The 16,744-nt window shown below is 74.8% G+C and carries 13 protein-coding genes; 9 read left to right on the forward strand and 4 right to left on the reverse strand.

Features of this window, described 5'->3' with window-relative positions; translation table 11 throughout:
• Positions 1-158: 158 nt before the first annotated feature.
• Positions 159-2,081 carry a cellulase family glycosylhydrolase gene (locus AB0O91_RS37640; protein ID WP_363443041.1) on the forward strand — a complete coding sequence of 641 codons (1,923 nt, stop codon included), beginning with the start codon at positions 159-161 and terminating at the stop codon, positions 2,079-2,081.
• 173 nt (positions 2,082-2,254) lie between these two features.
• A complete protein-coding gene (locus AB0O91_RS37645; RefSeq protein WP_363443067.1) occupies positions 2,255-3,466 on the forward strand; it encodes a cytochrome P450 in 1,212 nt (403 codons plus the stop codon).
• 18 nt (positions 3,467-3,484) lie between these two features.
• On the opposite strand, the gene AB0O91_RS37650 is transcribed toward AB0O91_RS37645, so the two are convergent.
• Genes AB0O91_RS37650 through AB0O91_RS37660 form a run of 3 tightly spaced genes read right to left on the reverse strand, consistent with a single transcriptional unit; the run spans position 3,485 to position 6,386 of the window.
• A complete protein-coding gene (locus AB0O91_RS37650) occupies positions 3,485-4,300 on the reverse strand; it encodes an ABC transporter ATP-binding protein (RefSeq protein ID WP_363443043.1) in 816 nt (271 codons plus the stop codon).
• Entirely contained in the window at positions 4,297-5,391 is a 1,095-nt protein-coding gene (locus AB0O91_RS37655; protein WP_363443045.1) for an iron ABC transporter permease, read from the reverse strand. Before AB0O91_RS37655 ends, AB0O91_RS37650 begins: the two co-directional genes overlap by 4 nt.
• The gene (locus tag AB0O91_RS37660) at positions 5,388-6,386 is read right to left on the reverse strand and encodes an iron ABC transporter permease (protein WP_363443047.1); all 999 of its coding nucleotides are present in this window, start codon (positions 6,384-6,386) and stop codon (positions 5,388-5,390) included. Before AB0O91_RS37660 ends, AB0O91_RS37655 begins: the two co-directional genes overlap by 4 nt.
• 82 nt (positions 6,387-6,468) lie before the next feature.
• Here AB0O91_RS37660 and AB0O91_RS37665 point away from each other — a divergent pair, with 82 nt between their 5' ends.
• The 4 genes from AB0O91_RS37665 to AB0O91_RS37680 all read left to right on the forward strand — a co-directional run bounded on the left by AB0O91_RS37665 (position 6,469) and on the right by AB0O91_RS37680 (position 11,286).
• A complete protein-coding gene (locus AB0O91_RS37665) occupies positions 6,469-7,434 on the forward strand; it encodes an iron-siderophore ABC transporter substrate-binding protein (RefSeq protein ID WP_363443049.1) in 966 nt (321 codons plus the stop codon).
• A gap of 181 nt (positions 7,435-7,615) precedes the next feature.
• Positions 7,616-8,137: a signal peptide protein gene (locus AB0O91_RS37670; protein WP_363443051.1), complete on the forward strand. Its 522-nt coding sequence runs from the start codon at positions 7,616-7,618 to the stop codon at positions 8,135-8,137.
• Between the two features lie 316 nt (positions 8,138-8,453).
• Entirely contained in the window at positions 8,454-9,869 is a 1,416-nt protein-coding gene (locus tag AB0O91_RS37675) for a family 2B encapsulin nanocompartment shell protein (RefSeq protein ID WP_363443053.1), read from the forward strand.
• Positions 9,856-11,286: a SufS family cysteine desulfurase gene (locus tag AB0O91_RS37680; RefSeq protein WP_363443055.1), complete on the forward strand. Its 1,431-nt coding sequence runs from the start codon at positions 9,856-9,858 to the stop codon at positions 11,284-11,286. The genes AB0O91_RS37675 and AB0O91_RS37680 overlap by 14 nt, the downstream gene beginning before the upstream one ends.
• 91 nt (positions 11,287-11,377) lie before the next feature.
• On the opposite strand, the gene AB0O91_RS37685 is transcribed toward AB0O91_RS37680, so the two are convergent.
• Positions 11,378-12,811 (reverse strand): FAD-dependent monooxygenase, encoded by a 1,434-nt coding sequence (locus tag AB0O91_RS37685; protein ID WP_363443057.1) that lies wholly within the window; start codon positions 12,809-12,811, stop codon positions 11,378-11,380.
• Between the two features lie 70 nt (positions 12,812-12,881).
• Here AB0O91_RS37685 and AB0O91_RS37690 point away from each other — a divergent pair, with 70 nt between their 5' ends.
• The 3 genes from AB0O91_RS37690 (at position 12,882) to AB0O91_RS37700 (ending at position 16,640) form a co-directional block, all read left to right on the forward strand.
• On the forward strand, positions 12,882-13,526 hold the full coding sequence (locus AB0O91_RS37690) for a TetR/AcrR family transcriptional regulator C-terminal domain-containing protein (protein ID WP_363443059.1): 645 nt from the start codon (positions 12,882-12,884) through the stop codon (positions 13,524-13,526).
• 235 nt (positions 13,527-13,761) lie between these two features.
• A complete protein-coding gene (locus AB0O91_RS37695) occupies positions 13,762-15,588 on the forward strand; it encodes an alkaline phosphatase family protein (protein WP_363443061.1) in 1,827 nt (608 codons plus the stop codon).
• A gap of 95 nt (positions 15,589-15,683) precedes the next feature.
• Positions 15,684-16,640, forward strand: coding sequence for a TAXI family TRAP transporter solute-binding subunit (locus AB0O91_RS37700; RefSeq protein ID WP_363443063.1), 957 nt, complete (start codon positions 15,684-15,686; stop codon positions 16,638-16,640).
• The last annotated feature ends 104 nt before the right edge of the window (positions 16,641-16,744 follow it).

Below are 16,744 nucleotides of genomic sequence, written 5' to 3' on the forward strand. Positions count from 1 at the left end.
GAGCCCGGCAGCCACCGGCCCGCGCGCCGACACCGAGCGGCGCAGTCCCCTTCGACGGGGGCTGCGCCGCTCGGTGCTGTCCGCGGTCTCGTCCCGAGCGGTGTTCTTGACGTACCGTCGACAACCCCTGGCCGCCGTCACCCCCCGCCGGAGCATCCGTGACCCCTCTTCGAAGAGCCCGCACCGCCGTGCTCGCGGTGGCGGCCCTGCTGGCCGCCCTCGTGACCACCGCCCCGCCCGCGCGCGCCGCCCTCCCCGCGCCGGCGCCCGCCGGCGCCCGACTCGCCGCCTCCTGGACCGGCCCGCTGAGCACCCGCGGCCGGTACGTGGTCGACGCGAACGGCGACCGGTTCAAGCTCAGGGCCGGCAACTGGTCCGGCGCCCAGGGCACCTGGGAGGGCAGCGGCCCGACCACCGACCCGGCGGACAACCAGGCCGGCCAGGTCTCCTACAACCTCCCGCTCGGCCTGGACCGGGCACCGATCGACCGGATCCTGGCGGGCTTCCACGGCCTGGGCCTGAACGCGATCCGGCTGCCGTTCGCCGACGCGCTGATCCACGACACCGGCACCGTGCCCGACGTCGCCGTCGCCGCCAACCCCCGGCTCCGGGGGATGACCCCGCTGGAGGTCTACGACGCCGTGGTGGCCGCGCTGACCGCCGACGGGTTCGCGGTCATCCTCAACAACCACACCACCGGCTACCGGTTCTGCTGCGGACTGGACGGCAACGAGCGCTGGAACAGCGGCCAGAGCACCCAGCAGTGGGAGGACGACTGGCTGTTCATGACCCGGCGCTACCGGGCGAACAAGCGGGTCGTGGGCGCGGACCTGCGCAACGAGGTCCGCCGGGACACCTGGGACGACCCCAACTGGGGCCTGGGCGACAGCCACGACGCGTACGCGGCCTTCGAGGAGGCCGGGAACGCGATCCTGCAGGCCGACCCGGACCTGCTGGTCATCATGGAGGGCATCAACTGGTACGGCATCCCCGCCGCCGGACTCCCCCACGGCCGCCCGCTGCTCACCCCGGTGGAGACCCTGTCCAACACCCTGGTCCGGTCCGACAAGCTGGTCTACTCCGCCCACTTCTACGCCTACACCGGCCCGGCCAACACCGGCGCGGCCACCGGCAGCCCGGGCGCCACCGGCGATCCGCGCTACGAGGACTTCACCCCCGACCAGCTCGCCCAAGTGGTCGACCAGCAGGCGCTGTTCGTCACCCGGTCCGGCCGGCACTTCACCGCCCCGGTCTGGGTCAGCGAGTTCGGCGCCGCCGGCCGCGGCTCGACCGACGGCCGGGAACAGGCCTGGTTCGACCGCTTCACCGACCTGCTGGCCTCCACCGACACCGACTTCGCGATCTGGCCGCTGGTCGGCTGGCAGCACGACGGCGTGCCGAACGACTCCTGGGCGCTGCTCTCCTACGACACCGCCGGCCGGCAACTCGGCCTGGACGACCCCGGGGACTGGCGCGCCGCCGACTGGCACAAGCTGGTCGACGCCCCCTCCCGCACCGGCCGGGTCGCCCCGGTCGCCCGCTGGAACATGCTCGACCTCGACCACGCCGACCAGAACGTGTCCGCCCGCATGCTGGACCGGCCCGACTGGAGCCCCGGCAACCGCAAGGGCGACTGCCCGGACGGCCAGCGCCTGACCGGTCTCGGCCGGGGCAGCAGCCGGGGCCTGTGCACCGACGCCGGGCAGCCCGCCGTCGGTGCCGGGGACTGGGTGACCGTCACCGACCAGCGCTACGTCACCGGGGGCGACTGGGCGTCCGGCTACGACAAGCTCCAGTGCCCGGACGGCAGTTTCGCGGTGGGCTACGCCGTGCACGGCAACGCGATGGCCGCGCTGCTCTGCGCCCCGGCCGCCGGCGCCCTGCCGACCGGCGGCCGCACGGTCTGGTTCGACCACGGCGACAACCGGCCCGGCACCGGCGGCTCGGCCGGGAGCGACTGGGCGCCGGGCAGCTACAAGGGCCAGTGCGCCGACGGCGAGTACCTGGCCGGGGTGGCCGACACCTGGCGGTGGCTCGAGTACGGCGTCCCGGACGCGCTGCTCTGCCGCCCGCTGGGCTGACGGGTACCGGACCGACGGGCGCTGAAGGTGCCGCGCCCGGATCTGCCGGGCGCGGACCACCGCCCCGGGCGCCCCGGGGCGCACACCCGCCACACCCCGGTGGTACCGGCCGCGCGGGCGGCCCGGTCGGTACCCTGCCGGGAACGGCGACCGCACGACCGGGGCTGGTGACCATGTCGAAGCAACTCCCCTTCCACCGGCCCGATCCGATGACCGCGGCCCCGGAGTTCCGCGCCCTCCAGGAGTCCGGCGGGATCGCCCGGGTGCGCACCTTCGCCGGGCACCCGGCCTGGTTGGTCACCCGGCGCGAGGACGTCGTCCGGATGCTCTCGGACGACCGCTTCGGCCGGGCCCACCCCGACCCGCCCGCGGCGCCCGTGCTCTCCGCGACCGGGCAGTTCTACGGCCCGCAGGGCACCGACCACGAACGGTTGGAGGAGGAGTTCCGGGTCCTGCGCCGGGTCACCGCCAACTCGCTGTCCGTGCGCCGGGTCCGGGCGCTGCGGCCGCGGATCGAGGAGCTCGCGGCGCACCGGATCGACCGCCTGGTGGCCGCCGGCCCCCCGGCCGACCTGCACGCGCTGCTCGCCGAACCGCTGCCCGTCGACGTGGTGTGCGAGCTGCTCGGCGTCCCGTCCGAGGACCGGGCGGAGTTCCGGCGGTGGACCGCCGACGTGGTGTACCTCGCCGAACCCGAGCGGGTCTGGACGGCGCTCGGGCGGCTCAACGACTACGTGCGCGCGCTGATGGAGCGCAAGCGCGCCGCGCCCGCCGCGGACGTCCTCACCGACCTGGTGCGGGCGCAGGACGAGGGCCTGATCGACGCGAACCTCTCGGTGCTGTGGGCGGTCGCCCTGCTGTTCGCCGGTCACGTCACCACCGTGACCAGGATCGGCACCGGGGTGCTCCAGTTGCTCGCCCGCCCCGAGCGGCTCCGGGCGCTGTCGGCCGACCCCGCGCGGCGGGCCGCCACGGTGGAGGAACTGCTGCGGGTCGGCCAGCCGGACCTGGGGCTGGTCTGGCGCTGGGCGGTGGTCGACGTCGACACCGGGGACGGCCGGATCGCCGCCGGGGACCTGGTGCTGTTCGCCAACGGCCCGGCCTGTCTGGACCCGACGGCCTACCCGGACCCGGACCGCTTCGACCCCGACCGCTACCACCCCGAGCGCTTCGAGGGGGTCGGCCCGCCCCCGCCGCACACCGCCTTCGGCGCCGGACCGCACCTGTGCGTCGGGGCGAGCCTGGCCCGGTTGGAGCTGGAGGTGGTGTTCGAGCTGCTGTTCCGGCGGCTGCCCGGGCTCCGACTGGCCGTGCCGGAGTCAGAACTCCGCTGGAAGGAGAGCCAGTTGACCGGCGGCCTGGCGGAGCTGCCGGTCACCTGGTGACGGCGCCGCGCCCGCCGGCTAGGACCGGGGCGCCAGGCCGACCGGGCAGACCACCGGGGTGCCGTGCACCGGGTCGGTGAGGATCGCGCTCTCCACCCCGTACAGCTCGCGCACCAGCTCCGGGGTGACGATGTCGCGCGGCGCGCCCTGGGCGGCGATCCGGCCCTCGCGCATGGCGACCATGTGGTCGGCGTAGCGGCAGGCGGTGGTGAGGTCGTGCAGCACCAGCACGACGGTGCGGCCGCGGCCGGTCAGCCCGCGGACCATCTCCAGCACCTCCAGGGCGTGGCCCATGTCGAGTGCCGAGGTGGGCTCGTCCAGCATCAGGATGTCGGTGTCCTGGGCGACGGCCATCGCGATCCAGGCGCGCTGGCGCTGGCCGCCGGAGAGGGTGTCCAGCGGGCGGTCGGCCAGCTCGTGCAGGTCGGCCGCGGTGAGCGCGTGCTCGACCGCCTCCGCGTCGGCGGCGGACCACTGGCGCAGCAGGCCCTGGTGCGGCTGGCGGCCGTAGCGGACCAGGTCCCGGACGGTCAGCCCGTCGGGGGCGGTGGCGGACTGCGGCAGCAGGCCGACGATCCGGGCGATCGCGCGGGTGGGGAGCGAGCCGAGCGGCTTGCCGTCGAGCAGCACCGCGCCGGAGCGCGGGGCGACGGTCCGGGCCAGGCCGCCGAGCAGGGTGGACTTGCCGCAGCCGTTCGGGCCGACGATCACGGTGACCTGCCCGGGCGGCAGCCGGAGGTCCAGGTCGTGCACCACCGGGGTGCGGTCGTGGCCGAGGGTGAGCCCCGCAGTCTCCAGCCGGGGCGCCGGGGCGGTGGCGGTGCGGGCGGTCATGCGGTCCTCCGGGGACGGGTGGTGAGCAGCAGCCAGAGCAGGTACGGGCCGCCGACGACGGCGGTGACCAGTCCGGCGGGCACCTCCAGGGGCGACAGGACGGTGCGGCCGATCAGGTCGGCGACCAGGGTGAGGGCGGCCCCGGCGGCGGCCGAGGTGAGCACCGGCACCGAGCGCGGCCCGGCGATCCGGCGGGCGGCCTCGGGCGCGGCGAGGGCGATCATGCCGAGCGGGCCGGAGACGGCGACCGCCAGGCCCGCGCAGACCACCGCGACCAGCAGCACCGAGACCCGCAGCCCGCGCACCCGGACGCCCAGCCCGGTGGCGACGGCGTCGGAGAAGCGCAGCAGGGCGAGTCGGCGGCCGAGCAGCATCCCGGCCGGGATGCAGAGCAGCAGGCCGAGTTGGAGGTACCCGACGGCTTCGGCGGAGCGGCCGTTGAGGGTGCCGACCGTCCAGGCGTAGGCGGCGTTGGCGGAGTCGATGGCGGCCCGGGAGAGCATCAGGTTGGTGACCGCGCCGAACACCGCGCCGACGCCGAGGCCGACCACCAGGAAGCGGTAGCCGTTGCGGCCGGCCCCGCCGCCGAGCGCGAAGGCGAGCGCGGCGGCGGTCGCGGCGCCGACCAGTGCGGCGGCGGAGGGCAGCAGTTGGGTGGCGGTGCCGGTGACGGAGGCGACCGCGAAGGCGGTGGCGCCGTTGTTGAAGCCGACGGTGTCCGGGGTGGCGAGCCGGTTCTGGGCGAGGGTCTGCATCAGGCAGCCGGCCACGCCCAGCGCGGCGCCGACGGCCAGTCCGGCCTCGGCCCGGGGCAGCCGCAGCTTCTCCACCAGCAGTACGTCCCGCGGGGTGCCGCTGCCGAAGGCGGCGCGCAGCGCGTCGACCGGGTTGAGGTGGGTCTCGCCGACGGCCAGCGCGACCGCGGTCACCACGACCACGACGGCCAGCAGGGCGAGGCTGCCGAGCAGCGGACGGACCGGGAGCAGCACGGAGCGGCCGCCGAGGGCGAGCAGCCGGGTGCCGGGCGGCACCGGCACCGGTCGCGCGGCCGGGGCCTTCAGGGCGTCGGGCGTGGGGGTGGGAGGAGTCACAGTGCGGGCATCCTGTGCGAGCGGACGACGGCGACCAGGACGGGGGCGCCGCACAGTGCGGTCATCACCCCGAGCGGCATCTCGTACGGGCGGGCGAACAGCCGGGAGGCCACATCGGCGAGCAGCACCACGGCCGGGCCGAGCAGCGCGGAGACGGCGAGCAGCCGGCGCAGGTCGGGGCCGACCAGCGCCCGGGCGGCGAACGGCACGACCAGGCCGACGAAGGAGACCGGCCCGGCGATCGCGGTGGCGGCGCCGACCAGCAGCGCGACGGCGGCCACCGCGAGGGCGCGGGTCCGCCGGGGCTTGTGGCCGAGGCCGGTGGCGACGTCGTCGCCGAGGCTGAGCGCGGTCAGGGCCGGGCCGGAGACCGCCGCGAGCAGCAGGCCGAGTCCCAGGACCGGGAGCACGGCGAGGAGTTGGTCGGTGCCGCGGCCGGCGACCGAGCCGATGGTCCAGAACCGGATCTCGTCGGCGGCCCGGGCGTCGGTGAGCAGCAGCACCGAGGAGCCGGCGTTCATCAGTCCGCTGAGCGCGGCCCCGGCGAGGACCAGCCGGACCGGGTCGTCGCCGGCGCCGCGCAGCCGGGCGGCGCCCAGGGCGAGCAGGCAGCCGGCCGCGGCGCCGAGCACGGCGACGTACGGGCCGACGCTCGCCGCGCTGGCGCCGAGCACGAGGGCGACCACGACGGCGAAGGAGGCTCCGGTGCTGACGCCGAGCAGCCCGGGTTCGGCCAGCGGGTTGCGGGCGGCGGCCTGGAGGACGGTGCCCGCCACGCCGAGGGCGAGGCCGACGGCCACGGCCACGGCGGTGCGGGGGGCGCGCAGTTCGAACACGGTGAAGCGGGAGTCGGAGTCGCCGTCACCGAGCAGGGTGGCGAGGGCCCGTGACGGTCCCACGTCGCCCGCGCCGAGCAACAGGCTCGCCAGGACCGCAACGAGCAGCGCGGCGGCGGCGGGTATCAGGCCGCGCAGCAGTAGTGATCGGAACGTCACACCGGTTCTCCCCGTCAGGGTTTTGCCTATGGTTAGGCTAACCTCATAATCAATTCGTCCGTAAACTACCATTACCCGGAGAATGTCCATGCTTGGCACCCGCTTTACCAAGACCCTGCTCGGTGCGGCCGTGGCCGGCGCCCTCTCCCTGGGCCTGACCGCGTGCGGCTCCTCGGGCTCCAAGGACTCGGCGGGTGGCGGCGACTCCTCGACGACGGCCGCCAAGGGCGGCAAGCGCGGCATCGAGACCGCCTTCGGCACGGTCGAGGTCCCGGCCGAGGCCAAGCGGATCGTCGCGCTCGGCGACACCGCCCTGGACACCGCGCTCTCGCTCGGCTTCACCCCGGTGGGCACCAGCTCCAGCCGGGGCGGCACCACCGCGCCGGGCTACCTGAAGGCCGACGGCATCCCGCTGGTGGCCACCGTCAAGGAGCCCAACATCGAGGCCGTCCTGAAGGCGAACCCGGACCTCATCCTGACCTCCTCCAGCGTCGAGAAGTCCCAGTACGAGCAGCTCGCGGCGGTGGCGCCGACGGTGGTGCCCAAGAGCGGCGACTGGCGCTCGGTGCTGGGCGTCTACGGTGACGCGCTCGGGCACAAGGACCAGCTGACGGCCAAGCTCGACGCCCTGGACAAGCGCGCCGCCAAGGCGGGCGAGGGCAAGTCCGGCTCCGCCGTGGTGATGCGCTGGATGCCCAGCGGCCCGATCGTGATGAACACCACCAACATGCCCGGCGAGATGCTGAAGAAGGCCGGCGCCGCCACCCTGCCGATCGCCGACGACCTGGGCGCCCAGCCGCACTCCGACCCGCTGTCGCTGGAGAACCTCAACAAGGCCGACGCGGACCGGGTGTTCGTCGCCACCCTGAACGCCGAGGGCGAGAAGGCCCTGGAGACCGCCCGCAGCCAGCCCGCCTTCACCCGCCTCAAGGCGGTCGGCGCCGACAGGGTCGCCGGGGTGGACGGCCAGGTGTGGAGCAGCAGCTCCGGCCCGATCGCGGCGGAGAAGGTCGTCGAGGACATCGAGAAGGCCTTCGGCGCCAAGTAGTCGCCCTGAGCGATTCCCCCCCCCCCCGCGAGAGGGGTCCCGTGCCCGGCGGATGCGCCATCCGCCGGGCACGTGCAAGGTGGTGGAGTACGAACCGCCCGGCCGGCCACGGTCCGTGGCCCCGCGGACACCGTCCGCCGGGCGACCGGCCCCCAGCCGCCCCTCGACCGAAGGAGGCGCCATGCCGACCAGGACGATCCCCCGTCGGGTTCTGGTGCTGACCGCCGCCGCCCTCGCCGTCCTGCCCACCGCGGCGCTCACCGCGCCCGCGCAGGCGGCCTCCGCACCCCCGGCCGCCACGGCCGCCACGGCCGTCACGACCGGCCGGGCCGCCGCCGCGCCGGTGCGCTTCGTGGACCTGCCCGACTCCGCACTGCCGACCGACCGGTCGCCCCAGCGGATCACGTTCCAGTACCGCAACGACACCCCGGGGGACCAGACGGTCGCCCCGCAGGTCCTGCTGGAGTCCCCCGACCGGGGCCCGTACCTCAGCGCCGCGGACTTCCGGCTGGAGCAGCTGGGCACGGACGGCCGCTGGCACACCGTGCCGCTGGCCAGCCAGACCGGCACGCTCTACACCGCGCTGCCCCCGGCGAAGATCGTCCTGCACTCCGGCCACACCCTCACCGAGGGCTACCGGCTCACCGCGCTCCACGGCCCGGCCCGGGGGACGGTCGAGCCGCGCATCGCGATCTACCCCTGAGCCTCGGCGACGCCGCGGCAGCGCCGGGGTGGCGGCACGGTGGGCCCGGAGGGCGCGCGCGGGCGGGTCGGGGCACGCCCCGAGCCGCCCCCCGTGCTTCCAAGCCCTGCTTTCGCCGGGATCGCCGCCGCTTATACGAACGTCACCCGATCGAGTGAGTTTGGCGACCGGGATTAGCACATTTGTGCAGTGGCTGTCCGCTATCCGGAGCTCCCAAACGTGCTCATGACACAGGATCCCTGCGGCAAGAATCGGCAGGGCGGTCCGACGCAGCGTCGGCCCCGTCCTCCCACACCTGCCGCAGAGGGGACCAGTCGTGACCACCGAGGCCGTTCCGCAGAGCCAGCCCAGCCAGCAGAGCCTCAGTACCGCCGCCGCCCGCAACCTCGCCACCACCACCAAGACCGTGCCGCAGATGCTCGGCACCACCCCGCGCTACCTGCTCCGGGCGCTCCCCTGGGTCGACCTGGAGGCCGGCGTCTACCGGGTCAACCGCCGCCGGGGCTTCATGCTCGGCGACGGCCTGGTCGCCACCTACGTCGACGGTGACGGCAGCACCCGGGTGATCCCCGAGGACCTGCGCGAGGTGGCCGTCCTCAGCCAGGTCGACGGCCCGGTGCTGACCGCGCTCGCGGCCGCCTTCACCGAGCGCGAGGTCGCGGCCGGCGAGCTGATCGCCGACGCCGACGCCCCGGCCGGGCAACTGCACCTGATCGCCTTCGGCCGGGCCGAGAAGCGCGCCACCAACGCCTACGGCGACGACACCCTGCTGGCCGTGCTCGGCGAGGGGGACGTCTTCGACGCCGCCGCCTGGGCCGCCGGCACCACCGTGCCGTACCGGGTGAAGGCCGTCACCGGCTGTACCGTGCTGTCGCTGGACCGCCGGACGCTGGTCGAACTCGCCGACCGCGAGCCCGCCTTGCGCGCCCGGCTGGACGAGTTCACGGCCGGCCAGGCCCCCGCCGGCCCCGAGCACCCGATCGCCCTCCGGTCCGGCCACTCCGGCGAGCCGTACCTGCCGGAGACCTTCGTGGACTACGAGGAGAGCCCGCGCGAGTACGAGCTGAGCATCGCCCAGACCGTCCTCAAGGTGCACACCCGGGTCGCCGACATCTACAACTCCGACATGGACCAGGTGCAGGCCCAACTCCGCCTGACCGTCGAGGCGTTGCGCGAGCGCCAGGAGTGGGAGATGCTCAACCACCCCACCTACGGCCTGCTCGGCAACGTGGCGCCGGCCCAGCGGGTGCGCACCCGCGGGGGCGCGCCCACCCCGGACGACCTGGACGAACTGCTCACCCGGGTCTGGAAGCAGCCCGCGTTCTTCCTGGCCCACCCGCGGGCGATCGCCGCGTTCGGCCGCGAGTGCACCCGGCGCGGGGTGCCGCCGCAGATCGTCGAGCTGTTCGGCAGCCCCTTCCTGACCTGGCGCGGGGTGCCGCTGCTGCCCTCCGACAAGCTGGACCTCAAGGGTTCGGCGACCTCCGCGCCGGGCACCACCAACATCCTGCTGATGCGGGTCGGCGAGGAGCGCCAGGGCGTGGTGGGCCTGCGGCCCGCCAAGGTCCCGGACGAGGTCGAGCCCGGCCTGGCGGTGCGCGCGATGGGCGTCGACCGGCAGGCCATCACCTCCTACCTGGTGACCGCCTACTTCTCCGCCGCCGCGCTGGTGGACGACGCCGTCGCCGTGCTGCAGAACGTCGAGGTGTCCACCTACCATGACTACTCCTGACGGATCCGGGCGCGGCACCGGGCTCACCGGGGCGGCGGTCGGCCGCCCCGCCGGCGCACCGGCCCTCCCGCCCCCGCTCCCCGGGGCCCTCGCCCATGCCGCCGGCGGCCCCCGGTACTGGCTGCCCACCGGGGCCGACCGGACGTCCGCGCCCGCCGCACCGGCCACCGCACCGCCCGTCGCACCGGCCGGCGGCTTCGACGTCGAGGCCGTCCGCCGGGACTTCCCCCAGCTGCACCGCGAGGTGAACGGCCGCCCCCTGGTCTGGCTGGACAACGGCGCCACCACCCTCAAGCCCCGCCAGGTGATCGAGGCGGTCGGCGAGCACTACGCGGCGGGCACCTCCAACGTCCACCGCGGCGCCCACACCCTCGCCAAGCAGGCCACCGAGATCTACGAGGAGGGCCGCGCCGAGGCCGCCAAGGTGCTCGGCGCGCCGGATCCGGACGGGATCGTCTTCGTCCGGGGCACCACCGAGGCCGTCAACCTGGTGGCCCAGACCTGGGGCCGGGCCAACCTGGGCGTCGGCGACGAGATCCTGGTCTCCGCCGCCGAGCACCACTCCAACCTGGTGCCCTGGCAGCTGATCGCCAAGGAGCGCCGGGCCCGGGTGGTGCCGATCCCGCTGCTGCCCGACGGGCAGCTGGACCAGGACGCCTACCGGGACCGGCTCGGCTTCCGCACCAAGCTGGTGGCGCTCACCCACGCCTCCAACGTGCTCGGGACCGTCCCGCCGGTGGCCGAGATGACGGCACTGGCCCACCGGTACGGCGCCAGGGTGCTGGTGGACGGCGCCCAGGCGGTGGCCCACTTCCCGGTGGACGTCACCGCGCTGGACGCCGACTTCTACGCCTTCTCCGGCCACAAGGTGTTCGCCCCGACCGGGATCGGCGCGCTGTACGGCAAGCGCGAGCTGCTGGAGGCCATGCCCCCGTGGCAGGGCGGCGGCAACATGATCGACTCGGTGAGCTTCGAGGAGACCCGCTACGCCCCCGTGCCGCACCGGCTGGAGGCCGGCACCGGCCACATCGGCGGGGTCGCCGGGCTGCGGGCGGCCCTGCGCTACCTCACCGGGCTCGACCGGCAGGCCGCCACCGCCTACGAGGAGCAGCTCACCGGGTACGCCCTGGCGGCGCTGCGGACGGTGCCCGGGCTGCGGCTGCTCGGTGAGGCCCCGGGGCGGATCGGCGTGTTCACCTTCCTGCTCGCCGGGACCGACCCGATCGCCCTCGCCGGGGCGCTCGACCGGCAGGGCATCGCCGTCCGGGCCGGCCACCACTGCGCCCAACCCGCCCTCGCCGCCTACGGGTTGCAGAGCGCGGCGCGGGCCTCGCTGGCGCTGTACAACACCGTGCAGGACGTCGACGCCCTGGTGGCCGCACTCCGGGGCGTCCAGGCGGAGGGCGCCGCCGCCTGACCGGGGCCGGGGGCGGGCACTCCCCGACCGGCCCGCCCCCGGTCCCCCGGCCCCGCGCGGCCTCTCCCCCGGCACGGCGCCGCCCCGGCCCTCAGCCCCGCGCGGCGCCGTGCCGGGCCGCGTACTCCGCCAGGCCCGTGGCGTCCGGGCCGGCCCAGCCGACGTAACCGTCCGGCCGGACCAGGAACACCCCGGTGCCGTACGCCCCGTAGGGCGGGATCCGGACCACCGGGACACCCAGCTCCGGGAGTTCGGCGTCGGTGCCGACGGCCAGCAGCGTCCAGTGCGGGCCCCGGAAGGCGTCGAACAGCCGGATGCCGCCGCGGCGGCCGTCCGGGGCGCGGTCCCCGGCCCGCAGGGCGTCCGCCGGGAGGTCCGCCCGGGTCTCCACCGCGAGCGCGGACTCCCGGTAGCCGAGGCCGAGTTGCTGGGTGGCCGGGCCGCGGCGCACCTCGCCGCGGTGGACCCCGGTGGACAGCTTCAGCATCGCCTCCGCGTTGGCCCGCCGCTCCTCCTGATAGCTGTCCAGCAGGGCGCGGTCCGCCCGGCCGGAGAGCACCGCGGCCAGCTTCCAGCCCAGGTTGTAGGCGTCCTGGACACTGGTGTTGAGGCCCTGGGCGCCCGCCGGGGAGTGCACGTGGGCAGCGTCGCCCGCGAGGAACACCCGGCCCTCCCGGAAGCGGTCGGCGAGGGCCGCGCGCGGCCGGAACTCGGAGGTCCAGCCCACCCCGGCGACCTGGTCGGCGGTCAGGTGGGTGCGCTCGGCGACCAGCGCGCGGATGCTGTCCGGAGTCGGGTCGACGGCCTGCCCCGCCGGGAACCGGGCGACCAGCTGGAACTCCTCCGTGCCGGCCAGCGGGCAGAGCGCCAGCAGGCCCTGCTCGGCCTGGAACACGTGCCAGTGGGTGCGGGCGAGCCCGTCGATCCGGACGTCCGCGACCAGCATCGGCGCCGGGTCGACGGTCTCCCCCGTCATCGCGATCCCGAGCAGCCGGCGCACCGTGGAGCGCCCGCCGTCGGCGGCGACGGCGTAGCGCGCCCGCACCCGCCCCCCGTCCGCGAACCCGGCCGTCACCCCGGCCCCGTCCTGGGCGAGGGAGACCAGTTCGCGCCCGAAGGCGACCTCGCCGCCGAGGTCCCGCAGCCGCCCGTACAGCACCTGCTGGGTGCGCCACTGGGGCAGCATCAGGGTCTCGGTGTACGGCTCGGCCTCGGAGGGCTCGGTCGGGTCGTACATCCGGCGCTCGCCCTGCGGCTCGCCGTCCCGCCAGAACAGGTTGGGCGGGTAGTGGCCGGCGGTGGCGCGGATCTCCGCGAGCACGCCGAGGTCGTCCAGCACCTCCAGGGTGCGCGGCTGGAGGCCCTTGCCGCGCGAGCCGGGGAACAGCTCCGCCCCCCGTTCGACGAGCCGGGCGGCGACGCCCTGCCGGGCGAGGTCCACGGCCAGGGCGAGGCCGGTGGGCCCGGCGCCGACGATCAGGACGTCCGTGTCGACCTGCTGGACATCCGTGTCGTGATCGGTCACGACAACCCCCTTAACGTTGTTAAGCAACCGGTGTCCGCAGCTTGCACTTAACGGCGTTAAACTGTCAACCGTGACGCCGCAACGAACCCCCAAGCTCGACCGCGCCCTGGTCGTCGACACCGCCCTGGGACTGCTCGACCGGGTCGGCCTCGACGGCCTGACCCTGCGGGCGATCGCCGCCGAACTGGACGTCAAGGCGCCCGCGCTGTACTGGCACTTCAAGGACAAACAGGCGCTGCTCGACGAGATGGCGACCGAGATGATGCGCCGGATGTCCGCCGCGCCCGCACCGCCCGCGGACGACTGGCGGCAGACCTACCTCGCGACCATGCGCACCCTGCGCCGCGAGCTGCTGCGCTACCGCGACGGCGCCCGGGTCTACAGCGGCGCCCGGTTCACCGACACCTCCTACGCCCCGGCCCTGGACGCCGCGCTGCGCGTGCTGACCGGGGCCGGCTTCACCCCGGAGGCCGCCGCCCGCGCCTGGTACACCGCGTACAGCTACACCGTCGGCTACGTCATCGAGGAACAGGCGATGGGCCCCGACCCGTTCCGGGGGGAGGCGGGCTACGACGTCGAGGCCCGGGCCGAACGGCTCGCCGACCACCCGCTGGCCGCCGCGGCGGGCCGGGTGATGTTCGATGACTTCGACCACGGCTTCGAACAGGGGCTGACCGCCGTGCTGGCCGGGATGGAGGCGGTCTTCCTGGCCTGAAACCCTCGGAACGCGTCCCGTATTCATCGGATTCGGCGGGCATTCAACGGACTTGTCCGCCCGTCGGCAGCCTGGGTGCCGGGTTCCGTGCCCCGGCGGTTCACCAGGTATTCACATGTACTCGTCAACCGTGTTCACCGCTACGCTCTAGCGTCTAGCCGCCGCGCCGCCCGTAGCTACGCGCGTCACGGCCCCACTCATGACACTGATGACGATGACGTCCGAGGAACCGACCATGCACGCAGTTCCCAGCCGTACCAGGTGGCTCCGCTCCGGTGCCGGCCTGATCGGCGCGGCCTCGCTGGCCGCCTTCGGCGGTGCACCGGCGGCCTTCGCGGCCGACGGCCCGCAGACCGCCACCCCGATCAAGCACCTGGTGGTGGTATTCCAGGAGAACGTCTCCTTCGACCACTACTTCGGCACCTACCCGAACGCGGCCAACACCGCTGACGACACGGTGAAGTTCACCGCCAAGCCCGGCACCCCCACGGTGGACGGCCTCGGCGACGACCTGCTGCACAAGAACCCGAACCGGAACAACCCGGTGCGCCTGACGCCCTCCCAGGCCGTCACCTGCGACCAGGACCACACCTACAAGGACGAACAACTCGCCTTCGACGGCGGCAAGATGGACAAGTTCGTCGAGCACACCGACATCGAGAGCTGCAAGGCCCCGATGTACACCGCGCCCGGCCTGGTGATGGACTACTACGACGGCAACACCGTCACCGGCATGTGGAACTACGCCCAGCGCTTCGCGATGAGCGACAACTCCTTCGGCACCAACTACGGGCCCTCCACGCCCGGCGCGATCAACCTGGTCTCGGGCCAGACCCACGGCGGCTACCCGGTCGACCCGAAGACCGGCCAGCAGACCACCGACGCCTACGTGGTCGCCTCCCCGGACGCCAAGGGCGTCGGCACCGTCATCAACGACCCGGACCCGGGCTACGACGAGTGCTCCAGCCCCGCGCACAACCAGCTGGTCATGACCGGCAGGAACGTCGGCGACCTGCTCAACGACAAGGGCGTCAGCTGGGGCTGGTTCCAGGGCGGCTTCAAGCCGACCGGCACCAAGGACGGCAAGGCCGTCTGCGACACCGCGCACAACAACATCGTCGGCGCCTCGCAGACCGACTACAACCCGCACCACGAGCCCTTCCAGTACTACAAGTCCACGGCGAACCCGAAGCACCTCGCGCCCAAGGACGTGGCCGAGATCGGCCACAACGGCCAGGCCAACCACCAGTACGACCTGACCGACTTCGACGCCGCCCTCCAGGGCGGGAACCTGCCGGCCGTCAGCTACCTCAAGGCCGCCAACTACCAGGACGGCCACGCCGGTTACTCCGACCCGCTGGACGAGCAGCACTTCGTCGTCGACACCCTGAACAAGCTGCAGAAGTCCAAGGACTGGGCCTCCACCGCCGTCGTCATCGCCTACGACGACTCGGACGGCTGGTACGACCACAAGTTCGCCGAGCCGGTCAACGGCTCCAGCGACAAGGCCAACGACAGCCTGGGCGGCGTCGGCCAGTGCGGCAAGGACGCCGGCTGGGGCGGCTACGCCGACCGCTGCGGCTACGGCCCGCGCCTGCCGCTGCTGGTCGCCTCGCCGTACGCCAAGGCGAACTTCGTCGACCACACCCGGACCGACCAGTCCTCCGTCCTGCGCTTCGTCGAGGACAACTGGAAGACCGGCCGGATCGGCGACTCCTCCTTCGACGAGCACGCCGGCTCCATCGAGGGCATGTTCGACTTCAAGAGCCCGCAGTCGGCCACCCTGATCCTGGACCCGGCCACCGGCCAGCCGGCCGGCGGCGACCAGCCCACCGGCGGCCCCAGCACCACCCCGGCCGGCCCGGCCACCACCCCGGGCGGCACCGGCAGCACCGGCAGCACCACCGTCGCCGGCGCCACCAGCACCGTCTCCGGCCCGCCGCTGGCCGAGACCGGCGCGAACTCCGACACCGGCCCGATCGCGATCGCGGCCGTCGCCCTGCTGGCGGTCGGCGGGGGCGCGGTCTACCTCGCCCGCCGCAAGCGCGGCACCCGCGCCTGACGCACCGACGCCCCACCGCCGGACACCGTCGGGCCCCCGTTCCACCGGGGGCCCGACGGTGTCCGCGTTCCGGCCCCCGGCTACCCTTCCGTGCCATGACCGCCGCCACCCCGCGCCGCCGCACCCTGCTGGGCGCCGCCCTGGGCGCGGCCCTCACCGCCGGCTCCGCGGCCGGCTGCACCACCGGGGACGGCCCGGCGCACCCGCTGCGGCTGGCCACCGGGCCCGAGGGCGGGCCGTACAACGCCTTCGGCCGCTCCTTCACCGAGGCCGTCACGGCGGGCGGACACCTCACCCTCACCCCGGTGAGCAGCTCGGCCAGCGTCGACAACCTCCAGATGCTCGCCGACGGTTCGGCCGACCTCGCGCTGACCACCGCCGACGTGGCCGAGGACGCGGTGCTCGGCCACGACACCTTCGACCACCCGATCGGCCTCGCCGCGCTGGCCCGGGTGTACGTCAACTACCTGCACCTGCTGGCCCCCGCCGACGGACCGGTGCGCGGACTCGCCGACCTGGCCGGCCGCCGGGTGGCGACCGGCGCGGTCGGTTCCGGCAACCAGGTGACGGCCGGACGGCTGCTGCGGCAGGCGGGGATCGACGTCCGGCCGTACGCGCTCGGGCTGGCCGAATCCCTCGACGCGCTGCGCTCCGGCGCGCTCGACGCGGTGTTCTGGTCCGGCGGCGTGCCGACCCCCGCGGTGTCCGCGCTCGCCCGCGAACTGCCGCTGCGGTTCGTCCCGTTGGACGCCGTCGCCGCCCGCCTGCGGGAGCGCTACGGCCCGGTGTACACCGCCGTCACCCTGCCCGCCGGCGCGTACGGCCTGCCCGCCCCGGTCACCACCCTCGGCGTCGGCAACTACCTCACCGCCCGGCCCGCGGTGCCCGAGGCCGACGTCCGGCGGCTGCTCGGCATCCTCTTCGACCAGTGGGCCACCCTGCTGCGCTCGGTGACCGCGGGCGCCCGGCTGGAACCCCGGTTCGCCGTCTCCACCGGCGCCGTCCCGCTGCACCCGGGCGCGGCGGCCTACTACCGCTCGGTGTACGGCTAGGCCCCCCTCCTTCGGGCCTGGACCGCAGGGGTGGGGGGGCCCCCCGGCCCCCGGGGCGGGGGGCCCCCCCCCCCCGGCGGGGGTCGGGGTGCCACCCCCCCCCC

The organism is Kitasatospora sp. NPDC089797 (genome assembly GCF_040684795.1).
Classification (GTDB): Bacteria; Actinomycetota; Actinomycetes; order Streptomycetales; family Streptomycetaceae; genus Kitasatospora.

Excerpts from the sequence above, each read along its gene's own strand:
- AB0O91_RS37670 (WP_363443051.1), top strand. The coding sequence starts at position 7,616 with ATGCCGACCAGGACGATCCCCCGTCGGGTTCTGGTGCTGACCGCCGCC.
- AB0O91_RS37665 (WP_363443049.1), top strand. The coding sequence starts at position 6,469 with ATGTCCATGCTTGGCACCCGCTTTACCAAGACCCTGCTCGGTGCGGCC.
- AB0O91_RS37695 (WP_363443061.1), top strand. The coding sequence starts at position 13,762 with ATGCACGCAGTTCCCAGCCGTACCAGGTGGCTCCGCTCCGGTGCCGGC.
- AB0O91_RS37650 (WP_363443043.1), bottom strand. The coding sequence starts at position 4,300 with ATGACCGCCCGCACCGCCACCGCCCCGGCGCCCCGGCTGGAGACTGCG.
- AB0O91_RS37645 (WP_363443067.1), top strand. The coding sequence starts at position 2,255 with ATGTCGAAGCAACTCCCCTTCCACCGGCCCGATCCGATGACCGCGGCC.
- AB0O91_RS37700 (WP_363443063.1), top strand. The coding sequence starts at position 15,684 with ATGACCGCCGCCACCCCGCGCCGCCGCACCCTGCTGGGCGCCGCCCTG.
- AB0O91_RS37680 (WP_363443055.1), top strand. The coding sequence starts at position 9,856 with ATGACTACTCCTGACGGATCCGGGCGCGGCACCGGGCTCACCGGGGCG.